Annotated in this window: 18 protein-coding genes; 10 read left to right on the forward strand and 8 right to left on the reverse strand. The window is 51.6% G+C overall.

Going from position 1 to position 18,610, the window contains the following annotated elements; translation table 11 throughout:
- Nucleotides 1-335 precede the first annotated feature (335 nt).
- Nucleotides 336-1,052 (reverse strand): aspartate/glutamate racemase family protein, encoded by a 717-nt coding sequence (locus G367_RS0104625; RefSeq protein ID WP_020411938.1) that lies wholly within the window; start codon nucleotides 1,050-1,052, stop codon nucleotides 336-338.
- Between the two features lie 1,110 nt (nucleotides 1,053-2,162).
- Between G367_RS0104625 and G367_RS0104635 the strand changes: the two genes are divergently transcribed.
- Both G367_RS0104635 and G367_RS0104645 read left to right on the forward strand, forming a co-directional pair.
- The gene (locus G367_RS0104635; RefSeq protein WP_245556655.1) at nucleotides 2,163-3,371 is read left to right on the forward strand and encodes a pyridoxal phosphate-dependent aminotransferase; all 1,209 of its coding nucleotides are present in this window, start codon (nucleotides 2,163-2,165) and stop codon (nucleotides 3,369-3,371) included.
- Between the two features lie 136 nt (nucleotides 3,372-3,507).
- A complete protein-coding gene (locus tag G367_RS0104645) occupies nucleotides 3,508-3,984 on the forward strand; it encodes an Lrp/AsnC family transcriptional regulator (RefSeq protein WP_020411942.1) in 477 nt (158 codons plus the stop codon).
- 51 nt (nucleotides 3,985-4,035) lie between these two features.
- Here the strand turns inward: G367_RS0104645 and G367_RS0104650 are convergent, their stop codons facing one another.
- On the reverse strand, nucleotides 4,036-4,965 hold the full coding sequence (locus G367_RS0104650) for a HupE/UreJ family protein (protein WP_051089469.1): 930 nt from the start codon (nucleotides 4,963-4,965) through the stop codon (nucleotides 4,036-4,038).
- A 164-nt stretch (nucleotides 4,966-5,129) separates the two neighbouring features.
- Complete coding sequence (locus G367_RS0104655; protein ID WP_020411944.1) at nucleotides 5,130-5,945, reverse strand: peptidylprolyl isomerase; 816 nt, start codon at nucleotides 5,943-5,945, stop codon at nucleotides 5,130-5,132.
- A gap of 242 nt (nucleotides 5,946-6,187) precedes the next feature.
- Here G367_RS0104655 and G367_RS23090 point away from each other — a divergent pair, with 242 nt between their 5' ends.
- Nucleotides 6,188-6,592, forward strand: coding sequence for a DUF4345 family protein (locus G367_RS23090; RefSeq protein ID WP_169337095.1), 405 nt, complete (start codon nucleotides 6,188-6,190; stop codon nucleotides 6,590-6,592).
- A gap of 205 nt (nucleotides 6,593-6,797) precedes the next feature.
- On the forward strand, nucleotides 6,798-7,748 hold the full coding sequence (locus G367_RS0104670; protein WP_020411947.1) for an AEC family transporter: 951 nt from the start codon (nucleotides 6,798-6,800) through the stop codon (nucleotides 7,746-7,748).
- Between the two features lie 58 nt (nucleotides 7,749-7,806).
- On the opposite strand, the gene G367_RS23095 is transcribed toward G367_RS0104670, so the two are convergent.
- The 5 genes from G367_RS23095 to G367_RS0104695 all read right to left on the reverse strand — a co-directional run bounded on the left by G367_RS23095 (nucleotide 7,807) and on the right by G367_RS0104695 (nucleotide 12,927).
- Nucleotides 7,807-8,649: a sterol desaturase family protein gene (locus G367_RS23095; protein WP_020411948.1), complete on the reverse strand. Its 843-nt coding sequence runs from the start codon at nucleotides 8,647-8,649 to the stop codon at nucleotides 7,807-7,809.
- Between the two features lie 154 nt (nucleotides 8,650-8,803).
- Nucleotides 8,804-9,871: a helix-turn-helix transcriptional regulator gene (locus G367_RS0104680; protein WP_020411949.1), complete on the reverse strand. Its 1,068-nt coding sequence runs from the start codon at nucleotides 9,869-9,871 to the stop codon at nucleotides 8,804-8,806.
- Between the two features lie 3 nt (nucleotides 9,872-9,874).
- Nucleotides 9,875-10,441, reverse strand: coding sequence for a lytic transglycosylase domain-containing protein (locus G367_RS0104685; RefSeq protein ID WP_020411950.1), 567 nt, complete (start codon nucleotides 10,439-10,441; stop codon nucleotides 9,875-9,877).
- A 130-nt stretch (nucleotides 10,442-10,571) separates the two neighbouring features.
- Nucleotides 10,572-12,299 carry a proline--tRNA ligase gene (locus G367_RS0104690; RefSeq protein ID WP_020411951.1) on the reverse strand — a complete coding sequence of 576 codons (1,728 nt, stop codon included), beginning with the start codon at nucleotides 12,297-12,299 and terminating at the stop codon, nucleotides 10,572-10,574.
- A 226-nt stretch (nucleotides 12,300-12,525) separates the two neighbouring features.
- On the reverse strand, nucleotides 12,526-12,927 hold the full coding sequence (locus G367_RS0104695; protein ID WP_020411952.1) for an HU family DNA-binding protein: 402 nt from the start codon (nucleotides 12,925-12,927) through the stop codon (nucleotides 12,526-12,528).
- Between the two features lie 290 nt (nucleotides 12,928-13,217).
- Here G367_RS0104695 and G367_RS0104700 point away from each other — a divergent pair, with 290 nt between their 5' ends.
- The 6 genes from G367_RS0104700 to ruvB all read left to right on the forward strand — a co-directional run bounded on the left by G367_RS0104700 (nucleotide 13,218) and on the right by ruvB (nucleotide 18,589).
- On the forward strand, nucleotides 13,218-13,487 hold the full coding sequence (locus G367_RS0104700; RefSeq protein ID WP_020411953.1) for an FmdB family zinc ribbon protein: 270 nt from the start codon (nucleotides 13,218-13,220) through the stop codon (nucleotides 13,485-13,487).
- 77 nt (nucleotides 13,488-13,564) lie between these two features.
- Nucleotides 13,565-15,343: an aspartate--tRNA ligase gene (gene aspS / locus G367_RS0104705; RefSeq protein WP_020411954.1), complete on the forward strand. Its 1,779-nt coding sequence runs from the start codon at nucleotides 13,565-13,567 to the stop codon at nucleotides 15,341-15,343.
- 103 nt (nucleotides 15,344-15,446) lie between these two features.
- Nucleotides 15,447-16,190 (forward strand): YebC/PmpR family DNA-binding transcriptional regulator, encoded by a 744-nt coding sequence (locus tag G367_RS0104710; RefSeq protein WP_020411955.1) that lies wholly within the window; start codon nucleotides 15,447-15,449, stop codon nucleotides 16,188-16,190.
- Nucleotides 16,191-16,337: 147 nt separating this feature from the next.
- Entirely contained in the window at nucleotides 16,338-16,871 is a 534-nt protein-coding gene (ruvC, locus tag G367_RS0104715) for a crossover junction endodeoxyribonuclease RuvC (RefSeq protein WP_020411956.1), read from the forward strand.
- A gap of 59 nt (nucleotides 16,872-16,930) precedes the next feature.
- A complete protein-coding gene (gene ruvA / locus G367_RS0104720; RefSeq protein WP_020411957.1) occupies nucleotides 16,931-17,542 on the forward strand; it encodes a Holliday junction branch migration protein RuvA in 612 nt (203 codons plus the stop codon).
- Nucleotides 17,543-17,566: 24 nt separating this feature from the next.
- On the forward strand, nucleotides 17,567-18,589 hold the full coding sequence (ruvB, locus tag G367_RS0104725) for a Holliday junction branch migration DNA helicase RuvB (protein WP_020411958.1): 1,023 nt from the start codon (nucleotides 17,567-17,569) through the stop codon (nucleotides 18,587-18,589).
- The last annotated feature ends 21 nt before the right edge of the window (nucleotides 18,590-18,610 follow it).

Genomic DNA, 18,610 nt, shown 5'->3' on the forward strand with positions numbered 1-18,610 from the left:
TATTTTTGTTAGCGTGGCTAACATCATGTTTGGTTGTACGAAACGTCCTAGCTCTTGTTTGCTTATCTAGGTATTTAACGTTTCACCGGTGATTTTGAACGGAGATCAGTCTGATATGTACTTTTTAGAATTGATTATTTCTTGTTTTACATTTTCATTTTTCTTATCACTAAAATGTACTTGGCCGATTTTTATCGGCCCACTTATAAATATTGGCATTGGCTGTAAACGAAATTAGGATAAAAAAGAGAAAGGTAATGGAAGATAAAGGGGAGGTCACTGCGGATATTCTCTAGATAACAGATACTTGGTGCTTTTGTATATATTAATGATTGCTATTTTGACCGCATCAATATCGCTTCTGCCATAGCTGCCTCTGCCAATAATCGATTGGAGTTTAACGTTGGAATGGGTGAATTACTATCGTTAATTATCAATGGTATTTCCGTGCAGCCAAGGACTACAGCATCGCATCCCACTTCCCCGAATTGCCTTATGATATCCTGAAAATATTGAATGGTGTCTGGTTTAAAAATCCCGTTGACCAGTTCATACATAATTAAGTGGCCGACTTTTTCAATTGTTCTTTGTGGTGGGCGCTGCCAGCTTATATTTGCCGCCTCAATTTTTTCCGGATATACATCACTCTCCACAAGCCACTGGGTCCCAAGTATGCCTAGATTTGTGTAGCCCTTTGACAGTGCTGAATCAACTACACAGTCAACGATATGGAGCCAAGGCAGTGGAGACTTTGAGCTTATATAATTGAATGCTTGATGGATGGTATTGTCAGGGCAAATTAGTAGATCAGCCCCTTGAGCTTTGAGTTTCTTTGCGGAAGAGAGCATCAGGTCGCCGATACCCTCGAAATTATTTGACTCCAGGTACTGTACATAACTTGCCAGGGAGTGGGTGTGCATGGAAACCTCAGGATGGGCGTGTTTCCCAAGATACTTGGCGCTCTCATTGCAAATTGTCTTGTAGCAAAGCGCTGCTCCCTCAGCGGAGCATCCCACAATACCAATGTGCTTTATTTCGTTATTTAGCTTCACTGACTACTTCCTTTGATGTTTGAATAGCGCCCAAACACGCTCTCAATTGCTTATAGGGACAGGGTTTACTGACTCGGCAATAGGAATAGTTATCTTAAACGATGCATCCAGTGGAAAGAATTGTCAGGGATTAGCTTTTCCTTTGGTAATCTCACCAAGTAGAGTGGCTCTCTTTAAGTGTTTTTGGTAGTAAGCAAATGCTTTTGTACTAGAGAATGTGTTTTTGCTGGCCCTAAAAAAATAGGAGTATCAGATCTTCTTTCGCCGTTAATATTATCGGAAGTTCAGAGTTCTGATGTTTTATTGGAAGCTTTCCAATAAATGCTGTTCAAGTGTGTAGGCATATCAATAAGCAGCTGCCAATCGGCTGGCCCATATTTCCATCACCGCCACAATTATTCCTGAGAGTAAAGATGATGAAATCGGTATCTTCTGCTTGTGTCTCTTTAGATTGGGAAGCCCTCTGTAGACTTTTGTGAATTGCAGGAATGTTTCCTGTAGGATGTAACAGCTGGACATTTCCAAGTTAAGCGCACTAATTAAAGTGTCTTTTTGCTCTTTTGGTAAAGACGTGGAGAAGGCTAAACTTGCGATATGTAATAGCGATTTAGCCAGACATCTGTTCATTTGGTCCAAGCTCTTTTTTATTTGTCCCTGAATGTCCAGTTCAGAATGGCAACTGAAAATTATCGGCGATTGTAAACCTTAAAAGGTTATGACAGATCTTCCTAGTCTCGGTTGCAGAAATAGGCGCCAATAGAAAACAGGTTTGTGCACCTTGGTAACAGGTTGACTCTTACCGGGCCTAAAATGAATTTTGCCTATCTGATCAGGTTGCTGCTGAATTATCCAGACCAATTGGTCATATTCAGGTGCTTGATAGCATTATCTGATTACCTGCTTTAACTCCTCCCCTTTAACTCTCTCTCTGGTATCTCTTTGCCGACCAGAACCCACTCCCCGGTCGCAAATCGAGAGAGACGGATACTCACAGAATTTTCTGCGGTAATGCCCCTGCAAAATTCTGCCTAATGCGAAATCAGCCCTGATTTATAGCCATCAATTACCCTGACGGTTGTTACCGTATCGGGCATAAATGGCAGATAAATAGTGAAGAACGTGACAGATTTTACTCCCCGATTCAGCCTGCAAAGTCAGGCTCTGAACAGCGAGGATTCTAATGTATGGGCCGTCAGTGACCGGGCCCATGGCCTGGCTGACAAGGGGGAGGACGTCATATTTCTGTGTGTGGGTGATCCAAACTTCGACACCCCGGAGCCCATACTGGATTTTGCCCGTGCCAGGCTTGGCGTGGGACGTACCCATTACTCTCCCGCCGCGGGGGAGCCTATGTTGCGCCGCGCTATTGCCGATATCGAGAGTAAGGTATCTCAACACCCCTGCAACCCCGATGATGTCGTAGTGTTTCCAGGTGGAACCAACGCTATCTACGCAGTGCTTTCCTGCCTTCTGAATCCTGGTGAGGAGATAGTGATTCCCGAGCCGATGTATATTGGTTATGTGCCAATTTGCGACGGTCTCAGGCTCTCTGTTAAGCGGGTGGCTTGCCCTGCAGAGAAAGATTTTGCTTTCGATGTGGAAGCAATCAAGGCAGCTATTGGTGAAGAGACCCGGGTGGTAATGATCAATACCCCGGTAAACCCCACTGGCGCCATGGCAACCCCAGAGCAGTTACATGAACTGGCGGCATACTGTCGCCAGCGCAATGTCTGGTTGGTGTGCGATGAGATGTATTCCATGATTACGTTCGCTCGCCGTCATACTTCCCTACGCACGGCCGCTGAAGAGCTGGATAACATTGTGGTCATTGACGGCCTATCTAAATCCCATGCCATGAGTGGATGGCGCCTTGGCTGGGCAGTAGCTCGTGGTCCGTTGGTTGATCGGCTGGCGGAGTTTGCAGGTGCTACTATTTTCGGTTGCCCACAGTTTATCCAGGAAGCAGCGGCTTTCGCCCTGGAGTTCGATTCCTATTTCGTCAAACAGATGCGGGATGCTTACGAGCGCCGCCGCGACTTAATTGTCGAACGCATTGGCAAAATACCTGGCCTTAGCTGCTACAGCCCAGAGGCGGGAATGTTTGTTATGGTGAACGTGTCTGAAGTCGCTACCTCTGGGCAGGAGTTTGCCGAGGCCCTGCTGGATGCTGAGCGGGTATCCGTGCTACCTGGCGCACCTTTTGGTGAGAGTGCAGTGAACCATGTTCGCCTTACCCTTGCCGCGGATGAAGCTGAACTGTCCCGAGCGTTGGATCGTATCGAGCAGTTTGTCACCAGTGGAAATCGCCAGGCCGGCTGAGCCGAAGAGCGAAAGAGGTCGCCTCAGACTAAAGTGTTGAGGCGGTGGCTTTTGCCGCTGTGGAGGCTGTAATGTTTCAGCCTTCAGCGAATACCGCTATCCTTGCCCCCTTTCAGATTCAAAAGAAATCAGTTCTGTGAAAATTGACCGGCATAATTTGCGTATTTTGCAGGCGCTGCAAACCAACGCCCGTATTAGCAACCTGAATTTGAGTGAACAGATTGGTCTGTCGGAGAGTGCCTGCCTGGCTCGGGTTAAGCGCCTGACCAGTGAGCGCTACATCCGCGAATTCCTTGCCGAGATTAACTTGGATAAGGTGCGCCATGCAGAGTTTTATGTAAACGTGGCCCTTAAGCGCCAGGATGCGCGTACCAGTGAAAATTTCCGGCGGATTATCAATGACATCCCTCAGATAGTATCCTGTGTGAAGATGTCTGGTGAGTTTGACTATATGTTGCGTTTCGTTTGCCCTGATGCGGCGGACTTCAATCGGGTCTCTGAGCAGCTGCTGGCCAACGAGGAAGCTGCGATCTCACGTATGACCTCGCACTTAGTCATTGAAAAAACCAAACCTTTCACTGGCTATCCCCTGGAGCTGCTGTTTCAGGACTGAGCCAAAACCGCAGGTGGTGGGGCTGAATAGCCCTACCACTGGAGCCAAGGGCTAGATTAGTAGCGATAGAGTTCTATCCAGACACCACCAGCAGGCGACTGCGCCGATCGAGTAGGCAATTGGTGTTGCTATCCAGACTGTTATATTGCCCCTTTCCCACTTCTTTTCAGGCACCTGCTGCCCTGGGATGTATCGTTGATGGAGCAGCCTGAGTATGTGACAAAACCCTATGAATAGAGTGGCAGTGATGGCGACAAACAGTATTTGTCCAGCTTCCACACCCAGGTTGAAACTGAGAAGTGCCAGGGGGATAGAGCTTTGCGGTAGCCCAATATCCGCCAGAGCACCGGCAAAGCCGAGGCCATGCAGCAAACCGAAGGCGAAGGCCACAAGCCATGGCAGGCGCGTTGTCAGGCTGCTGTAACCATGACCCTTGGCCAATATTTCTCGGGCTATAAAGACAATGCTGAGAGCGATGATTACTTCGACAGGGGCTTGTGGCAGGGATAAATGCCCCAGGGTGGTGGCGCCCAGGGTTATGCTGTGAGCTAGGGTGAAACCGGTGAGGGCAAGCAGTAGCTGCTGCCAGCCACTGCAGAGCAACATCAGGGCCAGGACAAACAAGAGGTGATCTATGCCGAGTAGAATGTGTTCCAGGCCGAGCTTGAAATAGGTGATGGTAACTTGATCATGGGATTCCTTTTTGCCGACAGTAAAGCCAGTGCGCTCGGGCATCAGTCGTTGGAATATTTCATTCCCATCTAGCCAGGCAATCCGTACAAGTACGTCGGTGAGGGTGTGTTCCAGCCCATCAATGGAGATGGGCAGTTGTGAAAGCGCATTGGGGTGATATATCTGCCAGCGCTCTGTATAAAATCCGTTTTGGAAGCCACCACTGGCTGGGCCAAGTACAGTAGAACCCAGGCCCAGATGTACATCCAGAGACAGCCGTAATTCTCCGCGCGCGGGCACTCGCCACATAACATCAAATCGCCGTGAGTCTATCTGTTCAATTTGGAGATAGGCGGATCGTAACTCATGGGCGGTGGTAGGGAGTGAGAGAGCAGCTATACACAGCACTAATAAGTATATTTTTGCCCAGCTTTTATAGTGCATCTTTTTCGTCCTGCTATAGTGTGGCAATTTCAGAGGGATGGTGCGTCAATACGTACTGTGTAATTTTCTCGGTACTGCTGATATTGCTGTTCCAGTTGTGCTTTTCGCCTGTTTAATTGCCAATCACGCAGCACCTGAGTCCGCACTTCTGAAAACTTGGCTGCGCTGCTGGGTTCATAATCATCTACGAAAACCAGGTGCCAGCCATAAGCGGACTTCAGTGGTCCAAACCAGTTTCCCTGCGATGATTTAGTAAGTTGGCTGGAAAAGCCGGGGCCAAATAGCTGATCAATACGCGTGCTGCTCTTATTGTTTATCTGATTGGGCAATAGGCTACTGTCTCCGGCAGAGGCGTCTTCCAGGCCCTGGTTAAGCCGGATGAGGACTTTTTTAATATCCTCCTGGCTATTACTGGTTTGAAAATAGAGTTGTCGGAAGCTGAAGTGGGCTTGGCGCTGGTAGTCTTTCCCATTTTGCTCCATGTATTGCTGCAGCGTGCTTTCCGCCGGCTCAAAGTTGTCGGCAATATCCCTGGCGGCAAGTTCTATCTTCATACGTAAACGTCGCCGGATCACGGTGTCATTGTGATCCAGACCGAGGTTCAGCGCCTCACGGTACAATATTTCTTCTCGCACATAAGTTTCCACAAGCTGCTGTACCTCAACAGGAGAGGGTGCCCGTTGCCAGCGACGGGAAAATACTGCGGAAAGGTGCTCAATACGGTCCTCAGTTATGACAATTTTGTTGCGGTCCACCGATTGTTCTTGTACAAGCGTATCAAGGATAAACAGTGCACCGCCGATGATTAACATATGAGTGAGCGGCTCTTTGATTAGTGCTCTCATACTCGGGACCTGTTTGAAGTAACTGGTGGGAATGAAGTGGCGACCGGTAAGTATGGAAGGCGGTAAGTGTTTTGCCAGAAAGAAAAAGCTTTCCCTGCCGGCCAATTTACCAAGGAATGGTGACCTATTAGAAAGAGTGGCGGCTTGGGCCTCATATATACTTGAGGAAGGCTTTCGGGAAGGCTTGCGGTTTTGCGAGCCTTCCTAGACGTTAGATCACCGCTGGTGGAGGGGAGTTGCAGTTGAAATATTTGGGTAGAGTCTATTTAACTCTCAACTTGTTGATTTTTGCGTCTATCGGTCTGGGAGCTCTGTTTAATCCAGAGGCTTTCGCTGCAGCAGTTGGCCTGTCATTCATTTCCCCTGCAGCTGTGCCAGAGTTTCTTGCTACTTATGGTGGCTTTATGCTGGCAATTGCCGTAATTCTCTTAATTGCTCTGGCAATGCGGCCACACCGCCGGGCAGCCTATGCGGCTTTGTCGATTTCTTATATTGGGTTCGCCATGGGTAGACTTTTTGGCATGCTGGCAACCGGCAGCTTTGACGAGCGCAACTTGTTGTTTTTGGCCCTGGAAATATTGATGGTGGTCTGGGGACTTTTCTGTTATCGAGAATCTCGCTGGTTGCCGTTGCAACATGGACACTAAATGAGAGTTTTCCAATTCAAGTTGTACCTCTAAAGCTTTCGCTTATTGATAAATGACTTATTCTTTTCCCATCCAATAATTTTCCTTGTATTAATTATTGCCAAAAAGCCTGGCGAGGGCTTTCAGCCCTGGCCTGCTGTGTCTTTTTTATCAATTGAAAAATTGTTGCGCAGTGGCCCTGTGTGGCCTCTGATTGGTGGGTGAAATGTCACAGTTCCAAAGCTTGGTTGAAGCCTTGGTTATCCTGGTTGCTCTCTGTGCCTCGGCAATCTGGTTGCGTAAGCACCGGGTGATTCTCGAAGAGGAGCAGGGCGTTTTTGGGCGCCTAACGACGGATTTTGCACTGCCCGCAGTCATCCTACTCAGTTTGAGTAAGGTTCCTTTTTCCTCTCAGGCGTTAATACCGGCTGCAATTTTGTTCGTGGTTAGCATCGGTATTATGGTGCCCGCGTGGCTCATCGGAAAAATGATGGGATTAGGTCGCAAGACACTTGGCTCTATTGTATTGGTGGCTGGGTTTGGCGGCTCATCCACCTTGGGACTATCGTTGATCCGGCGGGTTTTTAACAATAATCCACTGGTAATGAGAGATAGTGTACTGATAGGGGAATATGGCGCCTTATTATCCGTGTTTACTTTTGGTGTTGCCGTAGCTATTTACTTCGGCAGGGATGAGGGAAAAAGGGAAAGTCTGTGGGAAGCCTGCAGGCCTTTTTTTACATCGCCAATTTTCATTGCCATGATCCTAGGAACTGTTATTTCTCTTATTAGCTTGCCTCAGGGAAATGTCTTTGTTCAACTATTTGAAGATATTTTGCGAGTTTCGGGTCGGTCCCTGATTGTACTGGTGGCATTCAGTATCGGTTTGGCATTGCGTCCAATTGCGGTGCGTGAACTGGCGGGTCTGATTACTGTTGCTGTGCTTTTGAAGTTAGCGGCAGAGCCTCTTCTTGCCTGGGTTCTGGCGCTGTCTTTTGAGCTGCCACACCTGGAGCGGGAGTTACTGGTTTTACAGTCTGCTATGCCCTCTGGTGCGATTGCTGCTGTCCTGGCTAAACGTTATGGATGTGATGGTGCGGTTGCCTCAGCTATGGTGGTGGCGACAGCCTTTATCAGCTTGGTATCACTGCCACTCACGCTGTATTTGGGAGGATGAGCATTCGGGATCCGGACCTGTGAATATCAGTTGAATGCCACAGGTCCGACCGAACGCCCTATGCGATAATTTTTTCTCCGTCCTCCCTATCTGGAGTTGGTGCCGTCCCATGGGCTTGAGGCAGCTTTTCACCATGGAGCTCCCCGTCTACCGCTTGGCGGAAAACTTTCTTGTAGTCTTTGAATTCAGTACCCATCAACCGGTCCCACCAAGTGAAGTAGAAGCCATAATTACCCTGGAATCGCTGGTGGTGAAGGTCGTGGTGGGTGGTTGTAGTCATATTGTCCAGCGGACCATCCACCCAGCTGCGTGGGTGAAATTCGCGGCCGGTATGTAGCATGGAGTTACGGAAAATCATTACAAACAGGAAACTGAGCCAGATAGTTGGGTGTAGGGGTATTGTTAGTGCAATCAGGGGGGAGAAGAGCCCATTAACAAAAATTTCCCCGATTGAAAAACTGTAAGCCGTCCAGGGTGTGGGAGTCCGCGACATATGGTGCAGACGGTGGAAGTGTTTAAACACCCTTGGGTGGTGCATGGCCCTGTGGGTCCAGTAAAAGTAGGCGTCATGTAAAAGGATAACTACAGGCAGGCTGATCAGGTTCCACCACATAGGGTAATCACTCCACTGCCAGTAAAGCTTGGCAATGCCCATATCCTGCAGCAGATTAATAGTGATACCGAAAAGAGTGAAAATACAAACGGTCAGCATTGAGTAGCTGACTTCTCGTCGAATGTCCCCCCAGTTGGCTCGGCGTTCTTGAATTCGGCGCCGGTTCATCCAAGCGCGAAATAGCCAGCCTGCACAGATACTCATTACCGAAGCCGCCAGCACATAGCGAAATAGGGTTAATTTAAAGTGAGTGGCTCCGTAGTGACTCACGTCCATTAGAAAATCCATACTCTCACCATCAATATTGTATTGGAAATGGAGTCGCTGTTTTCCCGGTAGGATTGGGGCAGCGCGTGCGGTGGAGTTTCCAGTCTGGGGACGTTTTTTAATAGAGGCTTGCGGAAAATGAAAAAATGCTGACGGATTCCGAACGGCTGCCCAATCAGGCGGGCAGCTTCTCGCGACGGTACTCGGTGGGAGTCAAATTATGGCGGCGCTTGAAGGCAGCATTAAAGGGGCTGAGTGAGCGGTAGCCGATATCCAGGGCGATAGTCAGTACCGGAAGGTGCGCCTGTTCAGGGTCTGCAAGGCGGGCGCTGGCTTCATCAATACGGAACTGATTTAGATACTCATTAAAATTCCGATAACCGAGATGGCGATTAATCAGAGTGCGCAGCAGGTGTTCGCGAGTATCCAGTTGCTCTGCCAGCTCCCGAATAGTAAGACCCGTGTGACGGTAGCCGCCGTTTTCCATATGCTCCTGCAGTTTTACCAGCTGTGCCTGCTGCTGTTCATCCAGACTTGGCACTGGTTCTGGTGGTGGTGCCTCTTCCTCTGGGGATTCTACTGGTACTTGTGAAAGGGACTCCCCCAAGGCGCTGGGTGCTAGTGCCAGCAGCCATAAACAAGCTGCCAGCGATAAAAGGCTGGCTAACAGTGCGTGTAGGGTCGGTACACCATTCGGCACAGGTCGGTAAGCAAACAAAGACTCGGCACTGATCACAATAAACATATAAGCGCCAACTACAATTAACAGGATTGCGCGCAGGCGGCGGCGCTCTTCCACAAGGTCGGATTGGAATTGCCCTAACAGTGTCAACACTCCCAAGCCAATCAGGGCGAGGCGCAGGAATTGGGATAGATTAAAGAAAATTTCCTGTGCGTTGGCGCTCACTGAAATTGGTGCGTGATTTGCCATGACGCTGAAGATGATGGAGAGGGAAATCGGGAGCCAGCCCCAATGTGGGAAGGATTCCTCCTCTCGGCATAGCAAATGTGTAAAAAGCCAAAAGGCGGCAGGCACCAGAATCACAGGCATATGAACAAGCATGGCAACGGTGCCACTAAGCGCGGGCAGTGTCGGTAGTAGCAGGTAGCAAATTACGCCTAGCAGGACCAGAATCAGCCACCGACCTGCAGCGAGCTGGTAGTGGTTAATGGATACTTTGGCAGCCGCCAGCAACAGTAAAGCGCAGGCCCCGCCAGAGAAAAATAAATAACCGGCGGTCATGGCTTACCTCCAGCGGTTAGCCCAGGCATCCAGGACTTTGCTGCTATAGCTGTGGCGGCCATAGCTGCCATTGTAATAAGCGAGGGCATTGGCCAAGTTACCCTTGGCTTTCTTAATATAGTGCTTGAGGATTGTGCAGCCATAGCGCAGATTGGTATCCATATCGATCAGGTTGTCATCCGGACGCCCGATTTCCTTTTTCCAGAATGGCATCACCTGCATCATACCCTGGGCACCTACTCGGGATACCGCATAGGGATTGAAGGCGCTCTCGATCTGGATTACGGCGAGGACAATCTCCGGTCGTAGTCCCGCACGCGTCGCTTCGCGGTGCACCGCTTTCAGCACATGCATCCGTCTTTTAGGGTCTTTGATATAGCGGGATAGAGGCTGGGATTTTGACATCAGCCACACTTCTGCATCGAAGCGATCGACAAAACTGTCTGCCTGGCTGATGGCTTCTCTCAGGGCGAGGCGCAACTCGGGATCGACTTCATTGGAGATGCTCTGGGATTGGGCGCCACACCAAGCCAAGCATAACCATATTGTGGTGATAGCTTTTTTTATCATGGCTTGGATTTTACGAAATCCTGGCAAAATGGGCAGTGCCTTTTTGCGGACCTGTAACGCAAATCTACTTTATCGCGGAGTATTGGCAGGATACCCGGCCCGCTAAGGAGCCGGGATGGCGGGTTGTGGATTAGTGGCTGATTTTATCCAGTAAGACTTCTTCCAGCTGGAAGACAGCAAACTCCTGGCTTTCAGCATCGCCGCGCCCTTTGTACTCCACCACACCTTTTTCCAGACCGCGGTCGCCGATTACGATACGGTGTGGGATACCGATCAACTCGACATCTGCAAGCATGGCGCCAAGTCGTGCCTTTGGCTCATCCATCAGCAATACATCGATGCCTTTGTTGCGCAGGGATTCGTACAGGTGGTCGCACTTCTCCCGCACCACTTCGCTTTTGTGCATATTGATAGGCACGATCGCCAGCTGGAACGGAGCGATTGCATCTGGCCACAGAATGCCGGAATCGTCGTGATTCTGTTCGATCGCTGCCGCTACGATACGGGAAACACCGATGCCGTAACAGCCCATCGGCATTACCTGTTCCTTACCGTTTTCGTCGAGTACAGTGGCATTCATTGCGCGGCTGTATTTGTCACCCAGCTGGAAGATATGGCCTACTTCAATGCCGCGTTTGATTTCCAGGGTTCCCTGTCCATCAGGGCTGATATCGCCGGGAACCACATTGCGCAGATCGGCAATACGGCCGAGCTCTACATCGCGACCCCAGTTCACGCCGGTATAGTGGTAATCGTCGCGGTTAGCACCACAGATGAAATCTGCCAAGTGCGCTGCTGATCTATCCACAACCATCTCGATCTTCATGCCCACTGGGCCCAGAGAACCGATATTGCAGCCCAGCTCGTCAGCGATACGTTGCTCTGGTGCGAACTCAAGCGGGCTTGCGATACCGGCCAGCTTTTCCGCTTTTAGTTCATTTAACTCGTGGTCGCCGCGGAGGACCAGCGCGACCAGTGGTGCGGTTTCCCCTTCTTCGCATTCGCCCATCACAATGAGAGTTTTCACCGAGTGGGCAGGGTCGCTCTTCAGGAATTCGCTGACATCGGCGATGGTTTTCTGCCCTGGGGTGTGCACTTCCTGCATATCCCCACTGGGTGCGGCACGCTCACCGGCAGGGGCTACAGCTTCAGCCAGCTCTACGTTGGCTGCGTAACGGGACTCTGTGGAGAAGGCGATATCATCTTCACCACTTTGTGCCAGAACGTGGAACTCGTGGGAACTGGAGCCTCCGATAGAGCCGGTATCCGCCAGTACTGGACGGTAGTCCAGGCCAATGCGGTCAAAAATACGACAATAGGCATTGTGCATTATGTCGTAGGTTTCCTGCAGGGAGTCCGCATCGATATGGAAGGAGTAGGCGTCTTTCATGGTGAACTCGCGTGCGCGCATTACACCAAAACGGGGGCGAATTTCGTCGCGGAATTTGGTTTGTACCTGGTAGAAACTCGCCGGTAGTTGTTTATAGCTGTTGATCTCGTTGCGGATCAAATCGGTGATCACTTCTTCGTGGGTTGGGCCCAGGCAGAAGTGATTATTGTGGCGGTCCTGGATTCGCAGCAGCTCAGGGCCATACTGCTGCCAGCGGCCGGATTCTTCCCAAAGTTCTGCCGGTTGTACCACGGGCATTAGTACTTCCAGTGCTCCGGCTCGGTCCATTTCCTCGCGTACAATACGCTCCACCTTACGCAGCACGCGCAACCCTGTGGGTAACCAGGTGTACAGGCCGGATGACAGGCGACGGATCATACCCGCGCGCAACATTAGTTGATGGCTAATTACCACCGCGTCGTTTGGGGTTTCTTTTTGGGTTGCAATGAGATAACGGGATGCGCGCATAGGAATCTGTTGGGCTCAATTATCAGTAAGCTGGCTATTTTACGCTATTCATCGCGCAATAAATATTGCCGCTTGGTTCTGGTCTGGTTATTAAGATTGGGGGGGCAGTGAGCTCTAACTGGCTCATATCCTATGTAAGCCAAATTAAGTAGGAAAGGGCGTTTTCCGAGTACATCAGTAAAAAACCCCGCATGAGCGGGGTTTTTTACTGAGGAAGAGGGATGTCTTAGGACTCCGCCATTTCTTTCAGCTTCTTCAGCGGACGAACTTTCACCTGAATGCTGGCCGGCTTGGCCTTAAAGGTGGTCTCTTCACCAGTGAACGGGTTGATACCCTTGCGAGCCTTCTTGGCCGGCTTCTTCACGGTGGTGATTTTCATCAGGCCAGGCAGAGCGAACTCGCCAATAGCGCGCTTCTTGATGTGACCTTCGATGATATCGCTCAGCTCATCCAGAACAGACTGAACCTGTTTGCGGGACAGCTCAGTGTTTTCCGCAATTTGGTTCAGGACCTGGGTTTTAGTGTACTTTTCCTTGATTGCCTTTACTTTTTTGGCCGGTGCGGCTTTCTTAGCTGGAGCCTTTTTGGCAGCAGCTGTTTTAGTAGCAGCTTTCCTGGTAACAGCCATGGCTTACTTCCTTCTTTTGTTGTTTGGTATGTATCCGGTAAAAGTGTGTTTGGTCTCCCGCTGCGCTGCATCCAAAAAACGGCGGTCTCAGCGGGTGATGGAGGGAAGTATATATAGTTTTTGTTCGGCCGCACGGGGAAATACTGGAAAAATAGTGCTTTTTCTATAGTTTTTAGCCTTTTTGTGACTCTGAAACCCCTCTCGACAGGCCAAAAGGTGGGGGCAGCTTCTTCCCTTTGGGGGGCTCATGTATACTCTGTCCCCCTTTTTACAGCACCAGGTACTGAGTAATGCCGATCTATGAATACCAGTGCAATGCCTGCGGCCATGAAATGGAGGCCCTGCAGCGCATGAGCGATGACCCGCTCAAAGACTGTCCAGCCTGTGAACAGGCAGAGCTGCGTAAGAAAGTTTCCGCGGCTGGATTCCGCCTGAAGGGCGGCGGTTGGTATGAGACTGACTTTAAAACCGGTAATAAGAAAAACCTTGCCGGTGGCGCAGCCAATAATGGTAATGCCAAGGGCGACAAGCCCGCTAAGCCGGCGGCAAAGACGGCCTAGATCCGCTGTGCGGGTTTGCCCGCGCGGTGTACTCTCTACTTAAACTTTTCACCTATCGATAACGGGAATTTTCATCCATGCGCAGCGACTACTGTGGCGTCCTTCGTTCCGCGGATATAGACCGTGTAGTAACCCTCTGTGGCTGGGTCGATCGCCGTCGAGATCACGGCGGTGTGATCTTCATCGACCTGCGCGATCGCGAGGGTATTGTTCAAGTAGTATTTGATCCGGATGCTGCCGAGCATTTCGAAATGGCCGACCGCGTGCGCAGTGAATATGTGCTTAAGGTCACTGGGCGTGTGCGTGCCCGCGCTCCAGAGGCATTGAATCCAAATATGGATACAGGTGAAGTCGAGGTATATGGCACCGAGCTGGAAATTCTCAATGCAGCGGAAACCGTACCTTTCCAGTTGGATGAGCATACCGAAGTAGGTGAGGACGTACGTCTTAAGTACCGTTACCTGGATCTGCGCCGCAATGAGATGCAGAGCAATCTGTATTTCCGCTCCAAGTTGACCACTGCTATCCGCAATTACCTGGATGAACACGGCTTCCTCGATATTGAAACTCCAATCCTGACCCGTGCCACCCCGGAAGGCGCGAGGGATTATCTGGTCCCAAGCCGGACCCACGAAGGTAAATTCTTCGCCCTGCCGCAGTCTCCACAGCTGTTTAAGCAGTTGTTGATGGTTTCCGGCTTTGACCGCTACTACCAGATAGCCAAGTGTTTCCGAGACGAGGACCTGCGTGCGGACCGCCAGCCGGAATTTACCCAGATCGATATCGAGACTTCCTTCCTCGACGAGGAAGAGATCATGGCGATCACCGAAGGTATGGTCCGCAAGCTGTTTAAGGAATTGAAGGGCATTGAATTGGGCGAGTTCCCCCGCATGACCCACTATCAGGCCATGTTGCGCTACGGTTCCGACAAGCCGGATCTGCGTATTCCGCTGGAAATGGTAGAAATTAAAGACCTGATGACCGAAGTGGATTTCAAGGTATTTTCCGGACCGGCTAATGATCCTAAGGGCCGTGTGGCTGCGATCAAAGTACCTGGTGGCTGCGATAAGCTGACCCGCAAGCAGATCGATGACTACGGTAAGTTTGTCGGCATCTATGGCGCTAAGGGGTTGGCCTATGTGAAAGTCAACGATCGCGCTGACCTTGAAAACGGTCTGCAGTCTCCAATTGTTAAATTCCTGCCCCTGGAAACACGCGCGGCAATCCTCGACCGTTTGCAGGCGCAAGATGGAGATATTATTTTCTTCGGAGCGGATACGGCTAAGGTGGTTTCTGAAGCCCTGGGTGCATTGCGCTGCAAGCTGGGTGAAGACCTGGATCTCTATACCAGCGAGTGGGCTCCCTTATGGGTGGTGGCCTTCCCGATGTTTGAGGAAAATGATGACGGTAGCCTCACCGCATTGCACCACCCGTTTACTGCGCCCTCTTGCAGCCCGGAAGAGTTGGAGAAAAATCCGCTCGAAGCTTTGTCGCGCGCTTACGATATGGTGCTAAATGGCACTGAGCTGGGTGGTGGCTCTGTACGTATCCATGATCAAGAGATGCAGCAGGCGGTATTCCGCATTCTCGGCATTGATGAGGAAGAGCAGCGCGAGAAATTTGGCTTCCTGTTAGATGCGCTTAAATACGGTGCGCCCCCCCACGGTGGCCTTGCCTTTGGTTTGGATCGTCTGGTTATGCTAATGACCGGCAGCGACTCTATCCGCGATGTGATCGCTTTCCCAAAAACCCAGAGTGCGGCCTGTGTGATGACAGATGCACCGGGAACGGTGGACGCCAAGCAGCTGCGTGAATTAAGCATCCGCCTGCGCCAGAAAGAAGAACAAATCAGCTGATTTTCCCCGGTGGGCTATGCGAAGCGAGCCCGCGAAATCGTGTAGATGGACAACTCGCTTCGCTTACTGGTCCATCCCACGCACAGACTGAAGAGAGACGACAATGGCCGGACATAGTAAATGGGCCAATATCAAGCACCGCAAAGCGGCCCAAGATGCCAAGCGGGGCAAGGTTTTTACCAAGATTATTCGCGAATTGACGGTTGCAGCGAAAGCGGGGCCGAACCCAGATGATAACCCGACGTTAAGGGCTACCATTGATAAAGCTCTGGGCGCCAATATGAAGCGCGATACCATCGATAAGGCGATCGCCCGCGGGGCCGGAAATGCTGAGGGTGAAAACTACGAAGCGGTTGTATACGAAGGGTACGGTGTTGGTGGTGTAGCGGTGTTGGTAGAGTGCCTGACCGACAACCGCAACCGTACGGTGGCCGAAGTGCGCCACGCTTTTTCCAAGCGCGGTGGAAACCTGGGTACAGATGGCTCGGTAAGTTACCTGTTCACGCGTAAAGGTCAGATGTTCTACGAGACTGGGGTCGATGAGGATTCGCTGATGGAAGCGGCCCTGGAAGCGGGTGCTGAAGATATCGAGACCAATGACGATGGCAGCGTTGAAGTTACCACTGAATTCCAGGACTACCTGACAGTAAAAGACGCGCTGGTAGAAGCTGGTTTTACTCCGGATAGTGCCGAGATTGCGATGATCCCCTCCACCACAGTTCCCCTGGATAAAGAAGGTGCGGAGAAGGTGCTGGCGCTGGTCGAGATGCTGGAGGATCTCGATGATGTGCAAAACGTTTACACCAATGCGGATATTCCTGCAGAGGTCATGGAAGAGTTGGACTAACTCCCGCTCACTGCAGGGCAGGGAGCGTCCTGCCTTGCCCCATGAGATTTTCGATACGCTCCTCGCAAGCTCTCCCTTGACGCTTTCATCTCACCTTGGGACACTCCCACCACTATATAAACATACAGATACCTGGGGAGCTGCCTCTTGACCCGAATCTTAGGTATTGACCCCGGCTCGCGTAAAACGGGCTATGGAATTATCGATGTGGAGCGGGGTAAGGCTCGCTATGTGGCTAGTGGGGTTATTCGTATTCCCGAGGGACCTCTGCCGGAACGCCTCAAGCTGATTTTCGATGCGGTGTGCCAGATTGCACAGCAATACCAGCCTGCACAGATGGCAATTGAAAACGTATTTATGTCCAAGAGTGCAGGCTCCGCCCTAAAACTGGGGCAAGCCCGTGGTGCCGCTATTGTGGCTGGGACCAATAGCGGCCTCGAGGTTGCCGAGTATGAAGCGCGCAAGGTCAAACAGGCGGTGGTGGGCAATGGCGGTGCAGATAAATTGCAAGTTCAGCATATGGTAAAAACCCTGCTGTCGCTGCCAGCGGCGCCCCAGGAGGATGCCGCTGATGCGCTCGCGGTGGCGCTGTGTCATATGCATACAGAGCAGACATTGGCATTTACCGCTGGAGATGGGGGGGCGCGCAGTCGCTTCCGTCGCGGGCGTCTCAGTATGTGAATGGCTCCTGCCGCTCTCCCTCTTTCGTTGGGGCAGGTATAACAAATTTGGAATAACACATGATTGGACGATTGAGCGGCTCTCTGGCCGCAGTGCAGCCGCCGCTGCTATTGGTGGATGTGCAGGGAGTTGGCTACGAAGTGCTCGCTCCCATGACCACTATCTTTGAGCTCCCGGCCCTGGGTCAGCAGGTGCAGTTGCACACCCATTTGGCCGTTTCAGAGACTGCCCAGCAGTTGTATGGCTTTATCCGTGATGCCGATCGTAAGCTTTTTCGGACCCTGATAAAGGTAAGTGGTGTTGGACCCAAAATGGCACTGGCAATTCTGTCTGGACTCGACGGTGCGGCGTTGGCGCGCTGTGTTGCAGAAGACAATGTTGCAGCTCTGGTAAAAGTGCCTGGTGTGGGTAAGAAGACTGCTGAGCGTTTGATAGTGGAGCTGCGGGATAAGTTGACCCCGGACTTTGGTGATGCCAACGATATCCCCTTGATAGCCGCGACTGCCAGCCCCAGGGCAGATCATGCCGGAGAGGCTGAAAGTGCCCTGGCGGCATTGGGCTACAAGCCAACTGAAGCCAGTAAAATGGTTGCCCGCGCCAGCAAGGAGCAGCCTGATGCAGATAGTGCTACCTTGATTCGCTTGGCCCTGAAGGGCATGGCGCCCGCGTAAATTGAGTGCCCTGGAGTTGTTGCGATGATAGAAGCTGATCGCCTGGTAGCACCAGATCCGGTAGGCCCTGCAGGCCACGAAGAGCAGTATGACCGCGCTGTGCGCCCCAAGACTCTGTCGGACTATGTGGGTCAGCCGGTGGTGCGTGAACAGATGGAGATCTTTATCCAGGCCGCCAAACTGCGCAAAGAGGCCCTGGACCACACTCTGGTGTTTGGCCCGCCCGGCCTGGGTAAAACGACCCTTGCGAATATTATTTCTGCGGAGATGGGAGTGGCTATCAAGACCACTTCCGGGCCCGTGCTGGAAAAGGCGGGCGACCTGGCCGCCTTGATGACCAATTTAGAGCCGGGTGATGTGTTGTTTATCGATGAGATTCACCGCCTGAGCCCACATGTGGAGGAAGTCCTGTATCCGGCGATGGAGGACTACCAGCTGGATATCATGATTGGTGAAGGGCCTGCGGCACGCTCAATCAAACTGGATTTGCCACCTTTCACCCTGGTGGGCGCCACAACCAGGGCAGGCTTGCTCACCTCCCCCCTGCGCGATCGCTTCGGCATAGTTCAACGCCTTGAATTCTATAACGTGAAAGACCTCACCAGCATCGTGCGCCGCTCCGCGGGCCTTATGGGGGTGGATATGGATGAGGGGGGAGCCCTGGAGGTGGCGCGGCGCGCCCGCGGCACCCCGCGGATTGCAAACCGCCTGCTCCGCCGCGTCCGCGATTATGCCGATGTTAAGGGCAATGGCTCTGTGGATTCGGCCACCGCGGATGCCGCGCTCAATATGCTCAATGTGGATGCCCGCGGCTTCGACCAGCTCGACCGACGCATGTTGCTAGCCATGATTGAGAAGTTTGATGGCGGCCCTGTTGGGGTAGACAGCCTAGCAGCTGCGGTGAGTGAGGAGCGCGATACCCTGGAGGACGTAATTGAGCCCTACCTGATTCAACAGGGCTATATCGCTCGCACACCTCGCGGACGGGTGGTTACAGGGCTCGCCTATGAACATTTCGGCATACCAGCGCCGGATAAAAAGCAGTGAGAGGAAACGGGGTGAAGGGAG

This window comes from Microbulbifer variabilis ATCC 700307 (genome assembly GCF_000380565.1).
Taxonomy (GTDB): Bacteria; Pseudomonadota; Gammaproteobacteria; order Pseudomonadales; family Cellvibrionaceae; genus Microbulbifer; species Microbulbifer variabilis.